Consider the following 19,849-nt stretch of genomic DNA (forward strand, 5'->3'; position numbering starts at 1 on the left):
TCGCTGAAGGATTTTCTTTCATGTTCAGCCACCTGCGAGAAGACATTCAATCGGTATTCGATCGTGACCCTGCTGCCCGTACTTTCTGGGAGGTGCTGACCTGTTATCCCGGTGTGCATGCGATGGCCTCACATCGTCTGGCGCACTGGTTGTGGAGGCATCAACTGCGCTGGCTGGGTCGCGCGGTCTCGCACCTCGGTCGTTTCTTCACCGGTATTGAAATCCATCCCGGTGCGACGATCGGGCGGCGTCTGTTCATCGATCACGGGATGGGAGTGGTGATCGGCGAGACCGCCATCATTGGCGACGATGTCACGCTCTACCACGGCGTCACCCTCGGCGGGACTTCATGGAACAAGGGCCGGCGGCATCCGACGCTGGAAAATGGAGTGGTCATCGGTGCCGGCGCCAAGGTGCTCGGACCGATCACCATCGGTGCGTCGGCCAAGGTCGGTTCGAATGCGGTGGTAATCAAGAACGTACCGCCAGGAGCCACTGCGGTGGGCAATCCGGCGCGCATCATCGACAGCGTGCAGGCCGAGAAGCGTGAGCAGATGGCCGGGCAGCTGGGTTTCTCGGCCTATGCCCTGGCTGGTGATCAGGATGACCCGCTGGCCAAGGCGATTCATGGACTTCTCGACCATGCGGTCGAGGTTGACCGGCGTTTTGAACTGCTGCTCAGGAAACTCGACGAGGCCGGCGTCGAGCTCAAGGACGAGCTGGTCACGACTGACCATTTCGACCCTCAATACTTGAGTAAAATAGTTGACTAATTGCTGAGTTGTCACTATAGTCTAATAACCTGATCAACTACTAATATCCGTGGAGGAGCCATGCGACTAACTACCAAAGGACGTTTCGCAGTTACTGCGATGATCGACCTGGCGCTGCGCTGCAGCGAAGGTCCGGTGTCTCTGGCCGGAATCAGCGATCGCCAGAAGATTTCCCTTTCCTATCTGGAGCAACTGTTTGGCAAGCTACGCCGCTATGGCCTCGTCGAAAGCGTGCGCGGCCCCGGTGGTGGCTACTGTCTGGCGCGACCAACCAGCGAGATGACGGTTACCGACATCATCCGTGCCGTCGATGAACCACTCGATGCGACGCAATGCGGTGGCCGCGAGAACTGTCACGACGATGAGCGCTGCATGACGCACGAGTTATGGTCGACGCTCAACGACAAGATGTACGAGTTTCTCAGTTCGGTGACGCTAGCCGAGCTCGTCAATCAACAACTCCAGAGAACCGGCGGCAAGGCCGCCGTTGTCCATGATGCGCGCCGGAGCAGGCCGCGGGCACGCGCCAAGGCCGTTGCCCTTGAAAGCTGAGCGTTGACCGCCATGTTCGCGCCCGTGTATCTCGACCACAATGCCAGTACCCCGCCCGACCCGGCGGTACTCGAGGCGATGCTGCCCTATCTTTCGGGGCGGTTCGGCAATGCCTCGAGCCGGCACGAATATGGGCGTGCGGCACGGCGGGCGATTGACGAGGCGCGTGACCAGGTCGCTGCGGCAGTCGGTGCGCATGCAAGCGAAGTGGTGTTTACCAGTGGCGGTTCGGAAGCCAACAATCTGTTCATCAAGGGTGCCGCAGTTTGTTTGAAGCCTGGTCTGCTGGCCGTCAGCGCGATTGAGCACCCTTGTGTGATCAAACCTGCCGAGCAATTGTGCAAACATGGCTGGACACTCGAGAAGCTGACGGTCGACGCCAGCGGCCGGGTCGATATCGGCAACTTCGCGGCGATCATGGCCCGAAAGCCGAAGATCGTTTCGGTGATGCTGGCCAACAACGAGACCGGCGTGTTGCAGGATCTCGAATCACTCGCCGAGTACGCGCGCATGGCCGGCGCCTGGTTTCACACCGATGCGGTGCAGGCGGTGGGCAAGCTGGCCGTCGATTTTCGTCGTCTCAATGCCGCTGGCGTGCATGCGCTGACCTTGTCGGCACACAAGATCGGCGGCCCCAAGGGTGCAGCGGCGCTGGTGCTCGACAAGCGCGTCGAACTGGAGCCGCTGATTGCCGGTGGTGGCCACGAACGCGGACTACGTTCGGGGACCGAGAATGTAGCGGCAATCGTCGGTTTCGGCGTCGCCTGTACCCTGGCTGCAGAGCGCCAAGCTACGCTGGCGAAGCCGCTGCTTGAAATGCGCAGGCGGCTTGAAGCTGGCCTCACCGGCCTCGGCGCGACACTCTTTGGCCAGGCTGCCGAGCGCCTCCCGAACACCGTTTATTTCTCGTTCCCTGAACTCGATGGCGAAACGCTGGTCGGATACCTGGACCGCGCCGGCTACGCAGTCGCCAGCGGCGCGGCCTGTTCGAGTGCCAATCCCGAGCCATCGCATGTGCTGCGGGCGATGGGGGTTGATCCCGGGCTGGCCCGTGGCGCGGTCCGCGTCAGTCTCGGTGGCGGCAATAGCGGAGAACAGGTCGCCGGCTTTCTGAAAACCCTGCAGGCCACTGTCGCCGGCTTGCAGCGGCTGACCGCAATGACTGCTTGAGCGTGCCAGAAGGCGAACTGAAAATCTGCAAGAACCTGAACAACCCGGAGCAAGAGCAATGTTGAAACTGCCTATCTATCTCGATTATTCCGCCACGACGCCGGTCGATCCACGCGTGGCGGAAAAGATGATTCCTTATCTGTTCGAGAAATTCGGCAACGCCGCTTCGCGCTCACATTCTTTCGGTTGGGAAGCCGAGGCTGCGGTCGAAGAAGCGCGTGCAGAAGTGGCCAGACTGGTCAATGCCGACCCCAAGGAGATCGTCTGGACCTCCGGTGCGACCGAGTCGAACAACCTGGCGCTCAAGGGCGCGGCGCATTTCTACTCCGGCAAGGGCAAGCATCTGGTGACGGTCAAGACCGAGCACAAAGCCATTCTCGATACCTGCCGCGAACTCGAGCGACAGGGGTTTGAAGTTAGCTATCTCGACGTCAGGAACGACGGTCTGCTCGACCTTGAGGTGTTCAAGGCGGCACTGCGCCCGGATACGATCGTTGCCTCGGTGATGTTCGTCAATAACGAGATCGGCGTCATCCAGCCGATCAGCGAGATCGGCGAGATCTGCCGTAGCAGGGGAATCATGTTCCATGTCGATGCGGCGCAGGCGACCGGCAAAGTGGCGATCGATCTCGCGACGCTCAAGGTCGATCTGATGAGTTTCTCGGCGCACAAGACCTACGGCCCGAAAGGGATCGGCGCCTTGTACGTGCGGCGCAAACCGCGCGTTCGCCTGAACGCGCAGATGCATGGCGGTGGCCACGAGCGCGGTTTCCGCTCCGGGACCCTGGCAACGCACCAGATCGTCGGCATGGGTGAGGCTTTTCGCCTGGCACGTCTGGAGATGGGTGCCGAGAACGAGCGCATCCGCATGCTGCGTGATCGCCTGCTCAAAGGGCTGTCGGACATCGAGCATGTCTATGTCAATGGCGACATGGAGCGCCGGGTGCCGCACAACCTGAATATCAGCTTCGCCTACGTCGAAGGCGAATCGTTGCTGATGGCGATCAAGGATCTCGCGGTGTCGTCCGGATCGGCATGTACTTCGGCCTCGCTCGAACCGTCGTACGTCCTGCGCGCGCTCGGTCGCGATGACGAACTTGCGCACAGTTCAATCCGGTTCACGCTTGGCCGTTTTACCAGCGTGGAGGACATCGACTACGCGATCAAGCTCCTGCACGACAAGATCGGCAGATTGCGCGAACTCTCGCCGCTGTGGGAAATGGTGCAGGATGGAGTCGACCTGAGTACGGTCCAGTGGGCCGCTCATTGATGAATGAATGTATTGAAGGAGAAACAGCATGTCGTACAGTGTCAAGGTTCTGGATCACTACGAGAATCCCCGTAACGTCGGATCGTTCGGCAAGGAAGAGGAGGGTGTGGCCACCGGCATGGTCGGTGCACCCGCTTGCGGTGACGTGATGAAGCTGCAGATCAAGGTCGGCAAGGGCGGCGTCATCGAAGACGCCAAATTCAAGACTTACGGCTGCGGTTCGGCGATTGCTTCGTCTTCGCTGGTGACCGAGTGGGTCAAGGGCAAGACCATTGATCAGGCGCTGGACATCAAGAACACCCAGATCGCCGACGAACTGGCGCTGCCACCGGTCAAGATCCACTGCTCGATTCTCGCCGAGGATGCGATCAAGGCGGCGGTGGCTGATTACAAGAAAAAGCACGGCGAGCCGGTCCCGGCTTGACAGACCAGTACAGCAGGAGGTTTTTGCATGGCAGTGACGCTTTCTGAACAGGCCGCCCGCCACGTTGCGAATTTCATGGTCAGGCGCGGCAAAGGCATCGGGCTGCGCCTCGGCGTGCGCACTAGCGGTTGCTCCGGGATGGCCTACCAGATCGAATTTGCTGATAACGCGCGACCGGATGACATCGAGTTCGAATCGCACGGCGTCAAGGTTCTGATCGATCCGAAAAGCCTTCCCTATCTTGACGGAACCGAACTCGACTACGCGCGCGAGGGCCTGAACGAAGGATTCCGCTTCAACAACCCGAACGTCAAGGACGCTTGTGGCTGCGGCGAAAGTTTCAACGTGTAATTCGCAGACAAAATGGGAAGGGGAGCGACAGGCTGGTTGGTGAATGTGAAAGCCACGCGCACCACTCCGAACTGAGTGAAGCTGTGCTGCCGGGAAAAAATGGAATTCAACGCCGATCACTTCACCCTCTTCGAGTTGCCGGTCGCCTTTCGGCTCAACGCAGCGGTGCTCGACCATCGCTACCGAGAAATCCAGTCCAGGGTGCATCCCGACCGATTTGCGAGTGCCGGCGAGGCTGAACGACGGCTCTCGCTGCAGTGGGCGACTCGGATCAATGAAGCCTACCAGACGCTCAAGAAACCCCTGTCGCGGGCGAAATACCTGCTGCATCTGGCCGCACACGACATCGAGGGCGACAACAATACCCTGATGCCGGCGGATTTCCTGATCGAGCAGATGGAATGGCGCGAGGCGGCTGCCGAAGCGCGCGCCGCCGGCGAACACCACGAACTCGAGCGTTTGCACCATCGTCTGCAGCGTGACATCCGAGAGCGCTACGAGGAGATCGCCGTCCTGCTCGACGATGGGCATGACCTGGAACAAGCCGCCGACCGTGTGCGGCGACTGATGTTCCTGGAGAAGCTGCTCGCCGAGATCGACGATGCGATGGCGGCCTGCGAAGAATAGCCAACCCACTGCGCCGAATCACCAGCCACAAGCACCAGGAACTTCTTCATGGCATTGTTACAGATTGCAGAACCGGGCGAGTCCACTGCACCGCACCAGCACCGGCTGGTGATCGGCATTGACCTCGGTACCACCAACTCATTGGTTGCAACGGTACGCAGTGGCCTGGCGGCCATCCTTGGTGACGAACTCGGGCGTCCCCTGCTGCCCTCGGTGGTGCGCTACCTGCCTGACGGACACAGCGAGGTTGGCTACGAAGCACAGGCGAAACAGGCTCTCGATCCGCGTAACACCATCGTCTCAGTCAAGCGCTTCATGGGCCGCGGCTTGCAGGACCTTGCCCATCGCGAAGGCATGCCCTATCTGTTCGACGATGCTCCCGGAATGTTGCGCTTACACACCGCCGCCGGGCTGAAGAGCCCGGTCGAAGTCTCGGCCGAGATCCTGCGCACTCTGCGCCTGCGTGCCGAAGCTTCGCTGGGGGGCGCACTGCTCGGTGCGGTGATCACCGTTCCTGCCTACTTCGATGATGCACAGCGGCAGGCCACCAAGGATGCCGCCAGGCTGGCGGGACTGCCGCTACTGCGCCTGCTCAACGAGCCGACTGCAGCAGCGATTGCCTACGGTCTCGACAACGCCGCCGAAGGCGTTTATGCCGTCTATGACCTCGGCGGTGGCACTTTCGATATCTCGATCCTCAGACTGTCGCGCGGCATCTTCGAAGTGCTGGCGACCGGTGGCGACTCGGCACTGGGTGGTGACGATTTCGACCATCGCATCTTCTGCTGGATCCTTGAAGCCGCCGGGCTCAAACCCTTGTCGGTCGAGGATGCCCGGATGCTCCTGACGCGCGCTCGCGAAGCCAAGGAATATTTGACCTTTCACGGCGTTGCCCAGATCAACGCGCGCCTAAATAGTGGCGAACAGGTCGATCTGACGCTGACCACCGAAATCTTTGCCGAGATCACCCAGACCCTGGTGGCCAAGACCATGCAACCAGTCAAGAAGGCGTTGCGCGATGCCGGTCTGTCGGTCGCTGAAGTCAAGGGCGTGGTGATGGTCGGTGGCGCCACGCGGATGCCGCAGGTGCAGCGCGCCGTTGGTGATTTTTTCCGCCAGGACCCGCTGAACAATCTTGATCCCGACAAGGTCGTCGCCATCGGAGCGGCCAAACAGGCCAACCTGTTGGCCGGCAATGGCCTGGCCGGCGACGACTGGCTGCTGCTCGATGTCATTCCATTGTCGCTGGGTCTCGAAACCATGGGCGGTCTGGTCGAGAAGATCATTCCCCGCAATTCGACGATTCCGACGGCACGCGCGCAGGAATTCACGACCTTTCGCGACGGCCAGACAGCGCTCGCCCTGCATGTCGTACAGGGTGAGCGCGAGCTGGTCAGCGATTGCCGTTCGCTGGCGCGCTTCGAGTTGCGCGGGATTCCACCGATGGTTGCTGGCGCCGCCCGCATCCGCGTCACTTTTCAGGTCGACGCCGATGGCATGCTGGCAGTGACCGCCCGTGAAAAGGCTTCTGGCGTCGCAGCGAGCATCGTCGTCAAGCCCTCGTACGGACTGTCCGACGACGAAATTGCCGGCATGCTCAAGGACTCTCTGGTGCACGTCAGAGATGACGCGCTGCAACGTGCGCTCAAGGAAACGCAGGTCGATGCCGAACGGTTGGTCGAGGCAGTCAGCTCGGCGCTGGCCCGCGACGGAGATCTGCTGAGCGCCGACGAACGGGCTCGCATCGACCACGACATCGGCAAGCTGCAGGCGGCGGTACGCGGTGACAAGCGCCGCCAGATCATGCTGGCAATCGACGAACTCGAAGCCGACACCCAGGATTTCGCTGCACGACGCATGGACAAATCGATCCGACAGGCTTTCACCGGCCGCAACATCAGCGATCTGGGCAGCGAGGCTGGCGAGGCAAGAACGGGGGAGACCGTATGACCCAGGTCATCGTTCTGCCGCACATCGAACTCTGTCCTGACGGCGCCGTGATCGACGCCAGGCCGGGCGAGTCGCTCTGCCAGAACCTGCTCGAAAACGGCATTGCCATCGAGCATGCCTGCGAAATGTCCTGTGCCTGCACCACCTGCCATGTCATCGTGCGTGAAGGCTTCGCCGACCTCGAACCTTCCGATGAAGTCGAGGACGACCTGCTCGACAAGGCTTGGGGTCTCGAACCGAATTCACGTCTGTCGTGTCAGGTGATCGTCAATGCAGCGTCGCTGGTGATCGAGATCCCGCGTTACTCGATCAACATGACCAAGGAGGGCCATCGATGAAATGGACCGACATCAACGAAATCGCCGTCGAACTCGTGGAAATGCATCCCGAGGTCGACCCGCTGAAGATCAACTTCGTCGACCTGATGAACTGGGTGCTCGCCCTGCCAGGTTTTGAGGAAGATTCCAGACACTGTGGCGAGAAAATCCTCGAGGCGATCCAGCAAGCCTGGATCGACGAGTTGACATGAAACCCGACGACATGGGCGGCCAGGGCAACGTTCTCGGCGGACCACCGGGAGCCAGCAGCGAGAAACCGATAAACGGATTTTTTCGGGACGGCTGCTGCAACAGGCGCTATGTCGTTTCGTGTGGAAACGGGCGGTGGCCTTGCCGGTTTGAGGGGGCGGAGATGTCAAGGGTGGACGAAGTCCGGGCGTAGCCGTTCCCTCGCTTACGCTTCCTCCGGGCTGAGGGAGGAAATCTGGCGCCCTCAGCATTAGACTTGCCGATTGGCGCGAAATCCGGAAAATGCCGACCATTCGCGTGTACTCCCGCGTCAGCAGAGGAAAAGCACATCATGAACGATTCAATCGGTCGCGACTTCTCCGCCGCAAAGACGGGAGAGCAGCTGATCGACGACCAGCAGTTTCGTGAGCTGATCCGAGCCCGTGGCCGGCCACTGCTCGAACTCGCCCGCGGCCTGACTGACAGAGGCGTCGGCGAGCTCGCCCTGACGCGACTGCTGAGTGGTCGGCTGCTGCTCGAATCGGGCCAGATGGAAGAGCTGCTCGACGAGTATGGGGCTTCCCAGAACCGCCGTTGGAGCCGTTTGCGGGCCCTCGTCGCGGCGCTGCGCAACTTCGCGCGCATCGGTCGGGCACTCGCCCACGTGCAGCGTCGCCTGCCGACCTACAGCTTGCTGGCGGTGGACGCCGATTTTCACGCTGCGACTGGCGAACGCTTGTGCCTCGTGAGCGGCGTCGTCACCACGGTCGCTGCCAGTCTGCTGGAGGAAGCACGGTTGCTCGGCGTCGAGATCGCCGACATTGTCCCGATGCCAGAGAATTTTACCGAACAGTTGCCGTCTGGTCGCCTGGCCCGCAACTGCGACGACCGCATCACCACCGACGCGAGCACCACCGTCACCTATCTGGCAACGGAGTTCCTCAATCTGGCGGCGGAAAGCGAGCTGTTGCGCACCTCGGCCCGCGTGCCACCGCAGGACTATGCGCTCTGTTTCCCGGATCCGGTCAGTGAGGAACGTCTGCGCCAGCTCAGCTTCCGTTTCCACAACCTTCAGTCACTCTACGATACCCACGTTTCCAGAACCTGGATCGAGACCTTGGACCCGGATCTGTCGATCCTGCGCGGTCACGCCAGCGTCATTTATCATCTGCTCAAGATCGCTACTGACCTAGCCCATTACTACGAGCGGCACGTCAGCCCGCAGACTGGCGACGGTCTGCTGTGCGAACGGCCGGTGGTCGATAGCGACGTCATCATGGCCACCCTGTTCGCCTACGCCATGGCCTTCTCGAGCGATTTTCTCGACGGCGGCCAGCGTCTCAGCCAGAACATCCTGCGCCGCTATGCCGAGCCGGGGCGGCTGGAGGTTCCAGTGCCCAGCTACCGGGGCTTCCACGTGCGGCCATCGAATCTGGTGGCGCGCATCGTTGCGCATTACGGCAGCGAGGTGCAGATGGATCTGGACGGCAAGCTCTTCGACGCCGGCTCGCCGCTCGACCTCTTCCGCGCCAACGAAACCATCAATGCGCGCAAGCGGCGCTGGCTGGCAACGGAAATCGCTCGCGTCCATCCCGACCAGGAGGGCACACTGGAACCCTCGGCAATCGCTGCCGCCGTGCTGGCCATCGTGCATCGGCTGTCCGGCGAAGGCAAGGTGATTCTCTACCGCCAGCCGCTCGAGATCTCCGAAGAGATCGGTCGCCGTGCAGGCGGCGTCCTCGAAAACACCGTCGCCGAGGTTGCACGCCTGCAGGCCACGGGACAACTCGACATCCGCACCGATCTGACCGTCACCTTTATTGGCGACAAGCGCGTCCTGGCCGATGTGGACGCCCTGGCCAGGGTTGGCTACGGCGAGGATGGCTTCGGCAATAACGTGGTGCTGCCGAAGATGCTGTCGTATCTGAGGCGCTGAAGGGTTGGTACGGCTGGTTGACCGAGAATCCCCGGAAGTCACCTGCCGGTCCACATGGTGGATTTTCCGGCAGGCAAGGCGACCGTGCCGACCCTTGTCCTGAAGAACTTGCTTCTGCCATGAGACCATTCCTCATCTTCCTCCTGCTGACATGGGCCAGTGTGGCCGAGGCTCTGCCGCTGGAAACCATCAAGCTGCCACCGGGCTTTGCCATCGAACTCTGGGCGCGTGTCGACAATGCCCGCCAGATGGCGCTCGGTGGCGTTGATGCCAACGGCGGCATCCTCTATGTCGGCTCGATGCGCGCCGGCAAGGTGCATGCGGTGCGCTTCGATGCGGCCTATCATGCTCGCACCGTGCTGCGTATCGCCGACGGCCTGCTATTACCGACCGGCCTGGCCTGGAAGAACGGCGCGTTGTACGTCGCAGCGGTGAATCGCATCCTGCGCTACGACGATATCGACCGCCGGCTGGAGCAGCCGCCGGCGCCGGTCATCGTCACCGATTCCCTGCCGAAGGATACCCATCACGGCTGGAAGTTCATCGCTTTCGGGCCGGACGGAAAGCTCTACGTTCCCGTCGGTGCGCCGTGCAACATCTGCGCCCCCGGCGACCCCTATGCCGTCATCCTGCGCATGAATGCCGACGGATCGGGCCGCGAGGTCTTTGCACGTGGCGTGCGCAACAGTGTCGGTTTCGACTGGAGTCCGGAGGACGGCGTCCTGTGGTTCACCGACAACGGCCGCGATTGGCTGGGCGACGACAGGCCGCCTGATGAACTCAATCGTGCCCCGCGCCCGGCCATGCATTTTGGTTTTCCCTACTGCCACGGCGGCGAGCTGGCCGATCCGGAATTTGGCGCGCAACGCAGATGCAGCGAATTCGAACCGCCGGCGCAAAAACTTGGTCCTCATGTCGCCAGCCTCGGCATCCGTTTCTACACCGGCAACATGTTTCCCGCCGAGTACAGCAACCAGATCTTCATTGCCGAACACGGATCATGGAACCGTTCGAGCAAGATCGGCTACCGCATCAGTCTGGTGCGCGTACAGAAGGGCCGCGCCGTCGCCTACGAGACCTTCGCCAGTGGCTGGCTGCAGAATCAGTCTGCCTGGGGCCGCCCGGCCGACGTGCAAACCCTGCCCGACGGATCGTTGCTGGTCGCTGACGATCACGCCGGCGCCATCTACCGCATCACCTGGCGCAAACCATGAAAGCGGCAGCCCTCGGTAAGCCCGTTGCCGAGGCCAGGCACCGGTCTGGTGGCGGGGCAAATCAGCCGGCTGCGCTGGCCAGCAAGACGCCAGCGCAAATACCCGTCCCACCTATTGGAGGCCAAAAAGACGGGATGCCGATTCCGCGCCGGCGTGAACAATCGTTTATCATACGCAGTGAGGAGCGGCTACACCGGGATTCCGGGATGGTCCTCGTTGACCAACACTGAGGGGAGAGTTTCGCCATGAAGAGAAAGACATTGCTGATATTGCGGCACGGTAAGTCGGACTGGAGCACCGGTCAAGAGGATTTTCACCGCCCACTGGTCGAACGAGGTCGTCTCGGCAGCCAGAAAATGGGGGCCTGGATCAAGCACCAGAAACTGGTTCCGGACGCGGTCCTCAGTTCCACGGCCGAGCGCGCGCGCGCCACGACGGCGGCGGCCTGCAAGGCGATGGGGGTCCCGTTGAGCAAAGTGCGCTGGGACGAGCGTCTCTATGCGGCGCCAGTCGAAGATCTGCTGGCGGCGCTGGCCGATTGCCCGAAGAGCGCCCACCGGGTCATGGTGGTCGGACACAATCCGGGGCTTGAAGAACTGATCGATTATCTGAACGAAGGCCAGATCGACGTTCCGGACGATGGCAAGGTGCTGCCGACTTCGGCGCTTGCCCAACTGGGAATGATCGAAGACTGGACGAAGCTTGAGCCAGGCTGCGCTACTCTGGTCTCGGTCACCCGACCCGGACAGGTGCCGGACGATCTGGCCATAGAGAATGAGCCGCAGGGCCCCGTTCCCGACTACTTCTTTACCCAGTCTGCAGTGCTTCCCTATCGTCGGATCGATGACCAACTGGAGATCATGGTCATTGCCTCGCGCAAGGGTACTCGCTGGGTGATCCCCAAGGGCGTCAAGGAACCGGAATTGTCCTTGCGTGATTCAGCCGGCAAGGAAGCACTGGAGGAGGCAGGCGTGCGCGGTCGCCTCGACGACGAACCGATTGGCCATTACGATTACAAGAAATGGGGCGGCGTTTGCCACGTGGCGGTGTTTCCGATGGAAGTCAGCGAAAGCGTTCCCGAAGACGAGTGGGAAGAGAGCCACCGCGAACGGCGCTGGCTGAAGGCCGGGCAAGCCAGGGGCATGGTCGACGAGCGGGCCTTGCGCAAGCTGATCGACAAACTGGCCAAACGGGTCGGCAAACGCTGAAACGAAGGTAACCATACTTTGGATGATGACCTGATCTTCGTCGAAGAGGACGGGCCTGGGCTCGCTAACGACGGGGCGGCCTGTCCGTGGCGAATCCTGGTGGTGGACGACGATCCCGGCGTGCATGAGGCGACCCGCTTCGCTCTTGCCAACATGATCATTCTCGATCGTCCTCTCGGGCTGTTTCATGCCAGTTCGGCAGCCGAGGCAGTGGCTCTTCTGCGGGTCACGGAAAAAATCGCGGTGGTTCTCCTCGACGTGGTCATGGAAAGCGACGATGCCGGCCTGCGTATGGTCGATACCATTCGCAACGAGCTCAAACTGGCCAACTGTCGCATCATTTTGCGCACCGGCCAGCCGGGCCAGGCGCCGGAAGCCGAGACGATCTCCCGCTACGACATCAACGACTACAAGACCAAGAGCGAACTGACCCAGAACAGGCTGTTCATCACCCTGACCACGGCGATTCGTTCCTACGACCAATTGCTGCGCCTGGATGCCACCCGCCGGGGTCTGGAAAAGATCGTCGCCGCCAGTAACCAGTTCATCGCCGAGCAGGGATTGCAAAGCTTTGCCGACGGCGTCATTACCCAGATTGCCGGCTTGCTTGGTGTCGAGCCGGAGGGTCTGGTCTGCTGTGCTGCCTCCCAGGACAGTCCCTTGGTCAATGATCGCCGCGAGTTTCGCATCATCGCCGCGGCCGGCCATTTCCGCTCTCTCATCCAGCGGCGCCTGTGCGAGATCGACGACCCACGCATTCTCGGTCAACTGATGATAGCGCTGAACGAGCGCCGCAGCCTCATTGAGCCCGATAACATCACGCTCTACTTCGCCAAGACCTCTGCAGAGGGTTTCGCCGCCTTTATCGATTCGGCTAGGTCCATCTGTGACGTGGATCAGGAACTGCTCAAGGTCTTTTGCACGAACATCGCGCTCTGTGCGAAGAACATCGAACTGGTGATGAAACTGCGCCGTGATGCCTTCTTCGACCGGCAGTTGGGTCTGCCCAACCGCACGGCCCTGGTTTGCGAACTCGACCAGCGCATGATGGCGAAACAGGGGAGCGGTTGCGCCCTGGCCATCATCGACATCGACCAGTTCGCTTTGGCCAATGATTTGCTCGGTCACGACTACGGCGATGCCATGCTCAAGGCGACCGCCCAGCGCTTGGGTGAGCACCTGCCAGCCAACGTCTTCATCGCCCGCCTCGGTGGCGATACCTTCGCGGTCATGGGTCCGAAAATCGCGGTCAACGGGGAAACCATCCAGGCCTGTTTTCAGACTCCTTTCGTGATCGAGGGAGTGCACCAGCCAGTATCCGCCTGTGTCGGCATCACGCTATTGGAGAGCGGACCACGTTCCGGGATCGAGTACATCAGAGACAGCTACCTGGCGCTGAAACAGGCGAAAACGGCTGGCCTGGGACAGACGGTGCTCTTCTCTCAGGAACTGGGCAGCGCAGTTCGGGAGCGCGCACATCTGCTGCACGACCTTCGCCTGTCTTTCGAGCAGAAGCAATTGTTCCTCACCTATCAGCCTCAGATCGAACTGAGTTCCGGCCGCATCATCGGCGTCGAAGCCCTGATGCGCTGGCGCCGCGAGGACGGTACTCTGGTGCCGCCGGAAAGCTTCATTCCCATTGCCGAGCAATCGGGGCTGATTGTCGATATGGGTCACTGGCTGCTGCAGACGGCCCTCCAGGCCCTGCAGCGTTTTCGCGTCGCCGGTTGTACGGACCTGCGGATGGCGGTGAACATTTCGCCGGTACAGCTTCGCCAACCGGGTTTCGTCGAGTCGGTCAACGAGTCTCTGTTCTTGACCCGGAGCAGACCCATCGATCTCGAACTGGAAATCACCGAATCGGTCGCCTTCGGCGGCCTCGAACCAGTCATTGCCCTGCTCAAGCGCCTGCGTGCTCTGGGAGTGACGGTGGCCATCGATGACTTCAGTACCGGTTACTCGTCCCTGGCGTATCTCGACAAGCTGCCGGCCGACCGTCTCAAGCTCGACCGCAGCTTCGTCTGCGCCCTTGAACGCGACGACAACGGTACTCGCATCGCCCGCATGATCGTCGTCCTCGGTCGGGAACTGGGTTTACAGGTCATCGCCGAGGGCGTCGAAAACCAGAAACTGGAGGAGCTGGTCATGGCTCTGGGTTGCAACGAGACCCAGGGCTACCACTACGGCCACCCCATGCAGGAAAGCGAATTCATTGCCTGGCATGCCCGGTACAAAGGAAACCAGGCTTGAAATGCTCCTGTCTCGACCAATTGCTCGGGGGCAGCACCCAGGTCGACAGCGTGGCCGATGCCGGTACCACCTTTACCATCAGCCTGCCACGCGTCGCACTGGCCGTGCCGGTTGCCGCTTGCGTGCCCCCCGCCCGGAACCATTCATGCGGCCCGTGTTTTGCTGCCGACGCAAGCGCTCGCGGCCAGTCGATTGACGCCATTCACCAGGGCCCGGATTGACGCGGTCACGATGTTCGCATCGATGCCCACGCCGTAACATTCGCCAGCGCTACCGGCGCGCGTCAGTTCCATGAACGCACAGGCGCTGGCATCGCTGCCGCTGCTGCTCATCGAGCGTTCTTCATAGCTGCGCACCTGCACGACCAGACCGGCGCCGCGCAGTGCCTGTACCGCTGCGTCGATGGGACCATTGCCTTCGCCGGCCAGCAGGTGCACCCGGCCGTCGATCTCGACGCTGAGGCGGATGCCCTGGGCGCTACCATGCTCGAAAAGGTGGTGTTCGATGTAGCGCACCGGATGATCGACGCCGAGATAGCTTTCGGAGAACAATTGCCAGATGTCGGCGGCGCTCATTTCCCCACCATGGCTGTCGGTATGCGCCTGTACCACCCGCGAAAACTCGACCTGCAGGCGACGCGGCAGCACGACGCCGTATTCGGCTTCGAGCAGGTAGGCAATGCCGCCTTTTCCGGACTGGCTATTGACCCGGATCACCGAATCGTAGCTGCGGCCGACGTCGGCCGGGTCGATCGGCAGATAGGGAATGCTCCACGCGGCATCGGGCTGCTGCACGGCAAAACCTTTCCGGATCGCATCCTGGTGCGATCCGGAAAAAGCCGTGAACACCAGGTCGCCGACGTAGGGGTGGCGCGGATGGATCGGCAGGCGGTTGCAGTGCTCGACGGTACGTGCGACGGCGTTGATGTCCGAGAAATCGAGACCCGGCGGCACGCCTTGTGTGTACAGATTGAGCGCCAGGGTGACGAGGTCGACGTTGCCGGTACGTTCGCCATTGCCGAAAAGGCAACCCTCGACGCGCTCGGCGCCGGCCATCATCGCCAACTCGGCAGCAGCCACCGCCGTGCCGCGGTCGTTGTGCGGATGCACGCTGAGGATGATGCTGTCACGGCGCGCGAGGTGGCGGTGCATCCACTCGATCTGATCCGCGTAGACGTTCGGTGTCGTCACCTCGACCGTTGTCGGGAGATTGAGGATCACCTTGTCCTCCGGAGTCGCTCCCCAGGCGGCAGTCACCGCGTCACAGATTTCGAGGGCAAAATCGAGTTCGGTGGCAGTGAAGGTTTCCGGGCTGTATTCGAGCACCCATTCGGTCTGCGGTTGTGCGTCGGTGAGTTCCCTGATCAGGCGTACGGCGGCGACCGCCATGTCCACGACCTCAGTCTTGCTCAGCGCAAAGACATTCTCCCGGAACGGCTTCGAGGTGGCATTATAGACATGCACGATTGCCCGCCGCGCTCCTTTGAGCGATTCGATGCTGCGACGGATCAGGTGCTCGCGAGCCTGCGTGAGCACCTCGATGCTGACATCGTCGGGAACATGGCCGCCTTCGATCAACTCGCGAACGAAGTCGAAATCGGTTTGTGAGGCAGAAGGGAAGGCCACCTCGATTTCCTTGAAGCCGATCTTGCAGAGGGTGCGGAACAGGCGCATCTTGCGTTCCGCGTTCATCGGCTCGAAAAGTGCCTGGTTACCGTCACGCAGATCGGTGCTCATCCAGATTGGTGCCGCGCTGAGGGTTCGACCCGGCCATTGACGATCAGTGAGTTTGACCGCCGGGAAAGGGCTGTACTTGAGTGAAGGGTTGTTCAACATGATCGTGGGCTCCTGAGTGTTTGCTGACAGGACAGAATGCTACCCAGGATTGCCCGGCAGGTGTTTGCGTTTTTGTGCGCATTACACTACAAATATAGCAGATAGTTGCTTAAAATATGGTTATAAAAGCAGGTTCTGCGGTTAATCCTCTTCACGGGAGATTTCATGGTCCTTGATCGCTTTGACCGACAGATTCTGCAGGTCCTGCAGCAGGAGGGACGCATCAGCAATCAGGAACTCGCCGACCGTATCGGCCTTTCGCCATCCCCCTGTCTGCGTCGCGTTCGTGCCCTCGAAGAAGCGGGTCTGATCACCGGCTACCGGGCGCTGCTCGATGCCAGGGCACTCGGGCTGTCACTGATGGCGCTGATCCACATTTCGATGGACCAACACACACCCGAGCGTTTCAGTCACCTCGAAGCGGCCATCCGGGAAATTCCCGAGGTCATGGAATGCCTGCTGATTACCGGCCAGGCCGCCGATTACCAGCTCAAGGTGGTGGTCAAGGACATGGATGCCTATCAGGACCTGTTGCTCAATCGCATTACCGGCATACCGGGAGTGACCGGCGTGCATTCGAGCTTCGTGTTGCGCCGGGTGGTGGACAAGACCGCCTTGCCGGTTGGCGGCAAACCGTGAGGTCCACCATTGCCTGGGAGGCGCCTGCCGGTTGCGGGCCACCCGCCTGGCGACGATCGACACGATCATCGACGAACCCCCCCCCTCTTTTCCTGCACTGCTCAGCTCGCCGCCGCGCCCCTGATCGCCTGCCCGGCGCGTTCCCGCCGCACGCGGTCGAGGTATTCGTTGCTGCGCGCGAGTTCGCTTTGCAGGATCTCGTTGTTGCGGCCCATCACCGTGATCGCCTGGCTGCGGAAGTCGTCGATCGCGTCCATCGCCTGATAGGTCTGGGCAAACATCTGCTTGATCTCTTCAATGCCCAACAGCGGGTTTTCGGCGAACCGGGTGGTCTCTGACACATGCGCATTGAGTTGCTCGCCAGTTTGCTGAATCAGGCGACCGATGGTGCCGCTGACGCCTTGCAGCATGTCCATCACCTCGACCTGATTGCCCGTGGCGCGTGCCACCGTTTGCGCCACTGCCAGGGCGCTCATGCCGGTGGTGGCCACACGGGTGCAGCCGTTCATCAGTTCGCGGCCGGTTTTTTTGATCACGTCCAGCGCCAGATAGCCATTGATGTTGACAGCCTGCTGGGTCAACATGTCTTGCAGATTCTGGCGGGCGTAGAACTGCACTTCCTGCTCGAGCGCCTTGGCGCGCAGCGGATCGGTGGCCCTGAGCACCTCGACTTGCTGTGCCAGGCGGGTGTCCAGCATTTCGGCGAAGCGGATTGCCTCGGCCATTTTCTGCATGCCGTCCCAGATCCTGCCGCGCTGTGACTCCAGAGCAACCAGGTCTTTCTGCACTTCGTCGCGCGCAGCATAGAGCTGGCCCATGATGACCTTGATCTGCGTCGCTGCCGTCTGGTAGCGGCGGAAATAGGACTGCAGTTTATTGCCCCAGGGAATCAGGCCCAGGAGCCGCTTCGGCTCCAGCAGATTGCCCTGGTTGCCGGGGTTGAGCTTGTCGAGTTCGCCGCGCAACTCGGAGATGGCCTGAAAGGCCGGCGTATCCTTGGCGCTGACGAAATTCTTTTCGAGCAGGCGGCCTTGCAGCAGCGCGGCCGATACCGATACTTCCTGTCGACCCAGCGCAAACGTTTGATCAAGCTTGTCCTTGAAGTCCTGCGAATGCAGGTCTGCCGACATCAGCACAGCAAGAAAGCTCTCCACCTGGTGTTCGATTTCGCGCAAGCGTTCGGGCTTGACGGTGACCAATTCCACCGCCTGGTCCTGATGCACCGCCGCCATCACCTCGGGCGGGGTCAGTCGAAACGCAGGTTCAGCGGCAGTCCCGGATTGTCGGTCAATACGCATGGCCAAATCCTCCTGTAGGTTGCAGAAAATCCCGGCGCTTTAACGCAGCGCCTGTTTACGCGTACCAAACTTTTCATCCAGAAAGCGCGAATGCGCCAGAAAGGCCTGCGCGTCCTGGCCGGCCAGATCATCGGCCAACTGCCCGACCTTGGTGGACAAGTCATCCAGCGCCAACACCAGGGTGTCGTGGGCGGTGCGGCCATTCTCGAGCAGGCGCTCGCTGGCGAAGTCCTTCGGGATCGACAGATAGGTTTTCAAGGCCTGCGGCAAATAGGCGCTGGCCAGATGGCGCGCATGAAACTCTTCTTCCAGCGACAGCGTCCCCTTGCTGCCTTCCCATTGGCTCAGCAGACCCTCCAGTCGATCACAGAGGCCCAGCACTCGCTGCTGCAGGATATTCGAGAGACGCTGATCGGGATTATGCCTCACCAGGCTGCGAATGCCGCTCAAAGCCGTGTCGATCACCTGCCGAGCATCGCCACTATCGTCAAAGCTCAGTTCGTCCTCCCAGGGCCTTTTGCCCAGCACAGGAAAGCCGAACAGCAGTCCGCCTGCGGTAAAACCTGCCAGATAGCCGCCCAGCGCGAGCAGGTAGGTCTCGGGGCCGAGCAGGCCAGCGCCCTTCAACAACAGCGGTAGCGCGGCCAGGACAAGCCCGCACCCGTTGGGCACACTGCTCAGACCACGCAGGGCGCGGTCGGTCCAGGCGCGCCATCGGCTACTCACTGGTAGGCCCGAATGTCCTTGAAGACGCTGTAGAGCGGCGTATGGCGGGCATCAAAAACGAGCCCGCCAGTGATCTTGACCAGGGCTTTCAACTCGGATTCCTTGGCGTCACCGAAAAGGATCATGAACACCGGAATTGCCCGGGCATCCTCGGGCAATTGGGCATAATCCTGTTGGAAAGCCTGGAAGCTGCGGCCATGGGAGTTCTCGCCATCGGTGAAACCGATCACCGAGTACTGGTAATCAGGATGCAGCTTCTTCTGTTCGGCCATCATCTGGATGGCTTGCAACACGCTGTCGTACAGCGCGGTGCCGCCAGCGGCCCGCAAGGTGTCGGCATAGTCGCGCACGGCGGTCATGACCTTGACCTTGGCGGCTGACTCGGGGCTGGCGGCAAGACCCGTGCCGGCACGTTTGCCGGCTGGAATTTCGAACAGCCTGGGCTGGCCTGGCGTGGTCGAGAACGGCAGCAGCCAGACCTTTTCGCGCTCGTTCAGGCGGGCGACGCGCCCGGTCAGCGAGGCGTCATCGCCCGCCACATAGTGAATCACCTCGATCAGGCGCTCCAGCCGCTTTTCCTTGCCCATGCTGCCGCTCACGTCGAGCACGAAGGTCGACGCCACCGGCTTGCGAAACTCGTTCAGATAGGCCGAGATCAGCCCGTCGGCCAATTGCCGGTTGGGTGAGAAGGGCAGTTCCACGAGCAGGCCGGAGCTGGTAAAGCGGCCCGCCAATGACGCCGCCACTTCGCTGTTGACCGGCCGGCGCAGGGTCTGCTGCGCCAGCCAGGTCTGGGCTTCCTTGCCCTTCAGCCAATCGACCAGCTTGAGATAGTCCTCGCGCCGCGCTTCGTCGAGCAGCATCAAGGGATAGTCGGCCGTGGCCACGCCCTCGCGCGGATAGACCAGCAGCAGCTTTTCGCGCAGCTTGCCGCTGGCGTTGAGACTCAATAGCCAGCTCTCGTAATTGATGAAAGCGTTCAGGCGCGGCCCCTGGCCTTCGATGAACTTCTCCGACAAATAGCTGGAGTTGTCGCCGCTCAGTTTGTAACCCTTCAGGAAGGTGGCGATGGCGTGGCGGTTCACATCCTCCGGCGCCAGCGCCTCGGCCTTGCCGGCGA

At 61.4% G+C, this 19,849-nt stretch carries 19 protein-coding genes; 15 read left to right on the top strand and 4 right to left on the bottom strand.

Annotated features, from left to right (window positions below; translation table 11 throughout):
• Positions 1 to 20 precede the first annotated feature (20 nt).
• From cysE to CAPSK01_RS09630, 14 genes are all read left to right on the top strand, one after another.
• Positions 21 to 773 (top strand): serine O-acetyltransferase, encoded by a 753-nt coding sequence (gene cysE, locus CAPSK01_RS09565; protein ID WP_034925748.1) that lies wholly within the window; start codon positions 21 to 23, stop codon positions 771 to 773.
• Between the two features lie 60 nt (positions 774 to 833).
• Entirely contained in the window at positions 834 to 1,325 is a 492-nt protein-coding gene (gene iscR / locus CAPSK01_RS09570) for a Fe-S cluster assembly transcriptional regulator IscR (RefSeq protein ID WP_034925750.1), read from the top strand.
• A 12-nt stretch (positions 1,326 to 1,337) separates the two neighbouring features.
• Positions 1,338 to 2,495, top strand: coding sequence for a cysteine desulfurase family protein (locus tag CAPSK01_RS09575; protein WP_034925751.1), 1,158 nt, complete (start codon positions 1,338 to 1,340; stop codon positions 2,493 to 2,495).
• Positions 2,496 to 2,553: 58 nt separating this feature from the next.
• Positions 2,554 to 3,765: an IscS subfamily cysteine desulfurase gene (locus CAPSK01_RS09580; protein ID WP_034925752.1), complete on the top strand. Its 1,212-nt coding sequence runs from the start codon at positions 2,554 to 2,556 to the stop codon at positions 3,763 to 3,765.
• 28 nt (positions 3,766 to 3,793) lie between these two features.
• Positions 3,794 to 4,189 carry a Fe-S cluster assembly scaffold IscU gene (iscU, locus tag CAPSK01_RS09585; RefSeq protein WP_034925753.1) on the top strand — a complete coding sequence of 132 codons (396 nt, stop codon included), beginning with the start codon at positions 3,794 to 3,796 and terminating at the stop codon, positions 4,187 to 4,189.
• Between the two features lie 27 nt (positions 4,190 to 4,216).
• The gene (gene iscA / locus CAPSK01_RS09590) at positions 4,217 to 4,540 is read left to right on the top strand and encodes an iron-sulfur cluster assembly protein IscA (protein ID WP_034925754.1); all 324 of its coding nucleotides are present in this window, start codon (positions 4,217 to 4,219) and stop codon (positions 4,538 to 4,540) included.
• 99 nt (positions 4,541 to 4,639) lie between these two features.
• Positions 4,640 to 5,167, top strand: a complete 528-nt coding sequence (gene hscB, locus CAPSK01_RS09595; protein ID WP_034925755.1) for a Fe-S protein assembly co-chaperone HscB — start codon at positions 4,640 to 4,642, stop codon at positions 5,165 to 5,167.
• A gap of 48 nt (positions 5,168 to 5,215) precedes the next feature.
• The gene (hscA, locus tag CAPSK01_RS09600) at positions 5,216 to 7,117 is read left to right on the top strand and encodes a Fe-S protein assembly chaperone HscA (protein ID WP_034925756.1); all 1,902 of its coding nucleotides are present in this window, start codon (positions 5,216 to 5,218) and stop codon (positions 7,115 to 7,117) included.
• Positions 7,114 to 7,455 carry an ISC system 2Fe-2S type ferredoxin gene (fdx, locus tag CAPSK01_RS09605; protein WP_034925757.1) on the top strand — a complete coding sequence of 114 codons (342 nt, stop codon included), beginning with the start codon at positions 7,114 to 7,116 and terminating at the stop codon, positions 7,453 to 7,455. The genes hscA and fdx overlap by 4 nt, the downstream gene beginning before the upstream one ends.
• Positions 7,452 to 7,646 carry a Fe-S cluster assembly protein IscX gene (gene iscX / locus CAPSK01_RS09610; RefSeq protein ID WP_034925758.1) on the top strand — a complete coding sequence of 65 codons (195 nt, stop codon included), beginning with the start codon at positions 7,452 to 7,454 and terminating at the stop codon, positions 7,644 to 7,646. The genes fdx and iscX overlap by 4 nt, the downstream gene beginning before the upstream one ends.
• Positions 7,647 to 7,975: 329 nt before the next feature.
• Positions 7,976 to 9,559, top strand: coding sequence for a hypothetical protein (locus tag CAPSK01_RS09615; RefSeq protein ID WP_034925759.1), 1,584 nt, complete (start codon positions 7,976 to 7,978; stop codon positions 9,557 to 9,559).
• Between the two features lie 119 nt (positions 9,560 to 9,678).
• Positions 9,679 to 10,773: a PQQ-dependent sugar dehydrogenase gene (locus CAPSK01_RS09620; protein WP_034925760.1), complete on the top strand. Its 1,095-nt coding sequence runs from the start codon at positions 9,679 to 9,681 to the stop codon at positions 10,771 to 10,773.
• Positions 10,774 to 11,018: 245 nt separating this feature from the next.
• Positions 11,019 to 11,981, top strand: coding sequence for a histidine phosphatase family protein (locus CAPSK01_RS22525; protein ID WP_273703422.1), 963 nt, complete (start codon positions 11,019 to 11,021; stop codon positions 11,979 to 11,981).
• A gap of 18 nt (positions 11,982 to 11,999) precedes the next feature.
• On the top strand, positions 12,000 to 14,231 hold the full coding sequence (locus CAPSK01_RS09630; RefSeq protein WP_034925763.1) for an EAL domain-containing protein: 2,232 nt from the start codon (positions 12,000 to 12,002) through the stop codon (positions 14,229 to 14,231).
• 143 nt (positions 14,232 to 14,374) lie between these two features.
• On the opposite strand, the gene leuA is transcribed toward CAPSK01_RS09630, so the two are convergent.
• Entirely contained in the window at positions 14,375 to 16,066 is a 1,692-nt protein-coding gene (gene leuA / locus CAPSK01_RS09635) for a 2-isopropylmalate synthase (protein WP_273703423.1), read from the bottom strand.
• A 165-nt stretch (positions 16,067 to 16,231) separates the two neighbouring features.
• Between leuA and CAPSK01_RS09640 the strand changes: the two genes are divergently transcribed.
• Positions 16,232 to 16,705, top strand: coding sequence for an Lrp/AsnC family transcriptional regulator (locus tag CAPSK01_RS09640; protein WP_034925766.1), 474 nt, complete (start codon positions 16,232 to 16,234; stop codon positions 16,703 to 16,705).
• 101 nt (positions 16,706 to 16,806) lie between these two features.
• Here CAPSK01_RS09640 and CAPSK01_RS09645 read toward each other — a convergent pair whose 3' ends face one another.
• The 3 genes from CAPSK01_RS09645 to CAPSK01_RS09655 form a co-directional block, all read right to left on the bottom strand.
• Entirely contained in the window at positions 16,807 to 18,003 is a 1,197-nt protein-coding gene (locus CAPSK01_RS09645; protein ID WP_273703424.1) for a toxic anion resistance protein, read from the bottom strand.
• Positions 18,004 to 18,042: 39 nt separating this feature from the next.
• A complete protein-coding gene (locus CAPSK01_RS22530; RefSeq protein ID WP_273703425.1) occupies positions 18,043 to 18,729 on the bottom strand; it encodes a hypothetical protein in 687 nt (228 codons plus the stop codon).
• The coding region (locus CAPSK01_RS09655) for a vWA domain-containing protein (protein WP_273703426.1) at positions 18,726 to 19,849 on the bottom strand (1,124 nt) is incomplete at its 5' end. The genes CAPSK01_RS22530 and CAPSK01_RS09655, both read right to left, overlap by 4 nt.

The sequence above is a fragment of the Candidatus Accumulibacter vicinus genome (genome assembly GCF_000584955.1).
In the GTDB taxonomy this organism is placed as follows: domain Bacteria; phylum Pseudomonadota; class Gammaproteobacteria; order Burkholderiales; family Rhodocyclaceae; genus Accumulibacter; species Accumulibacter vicinus.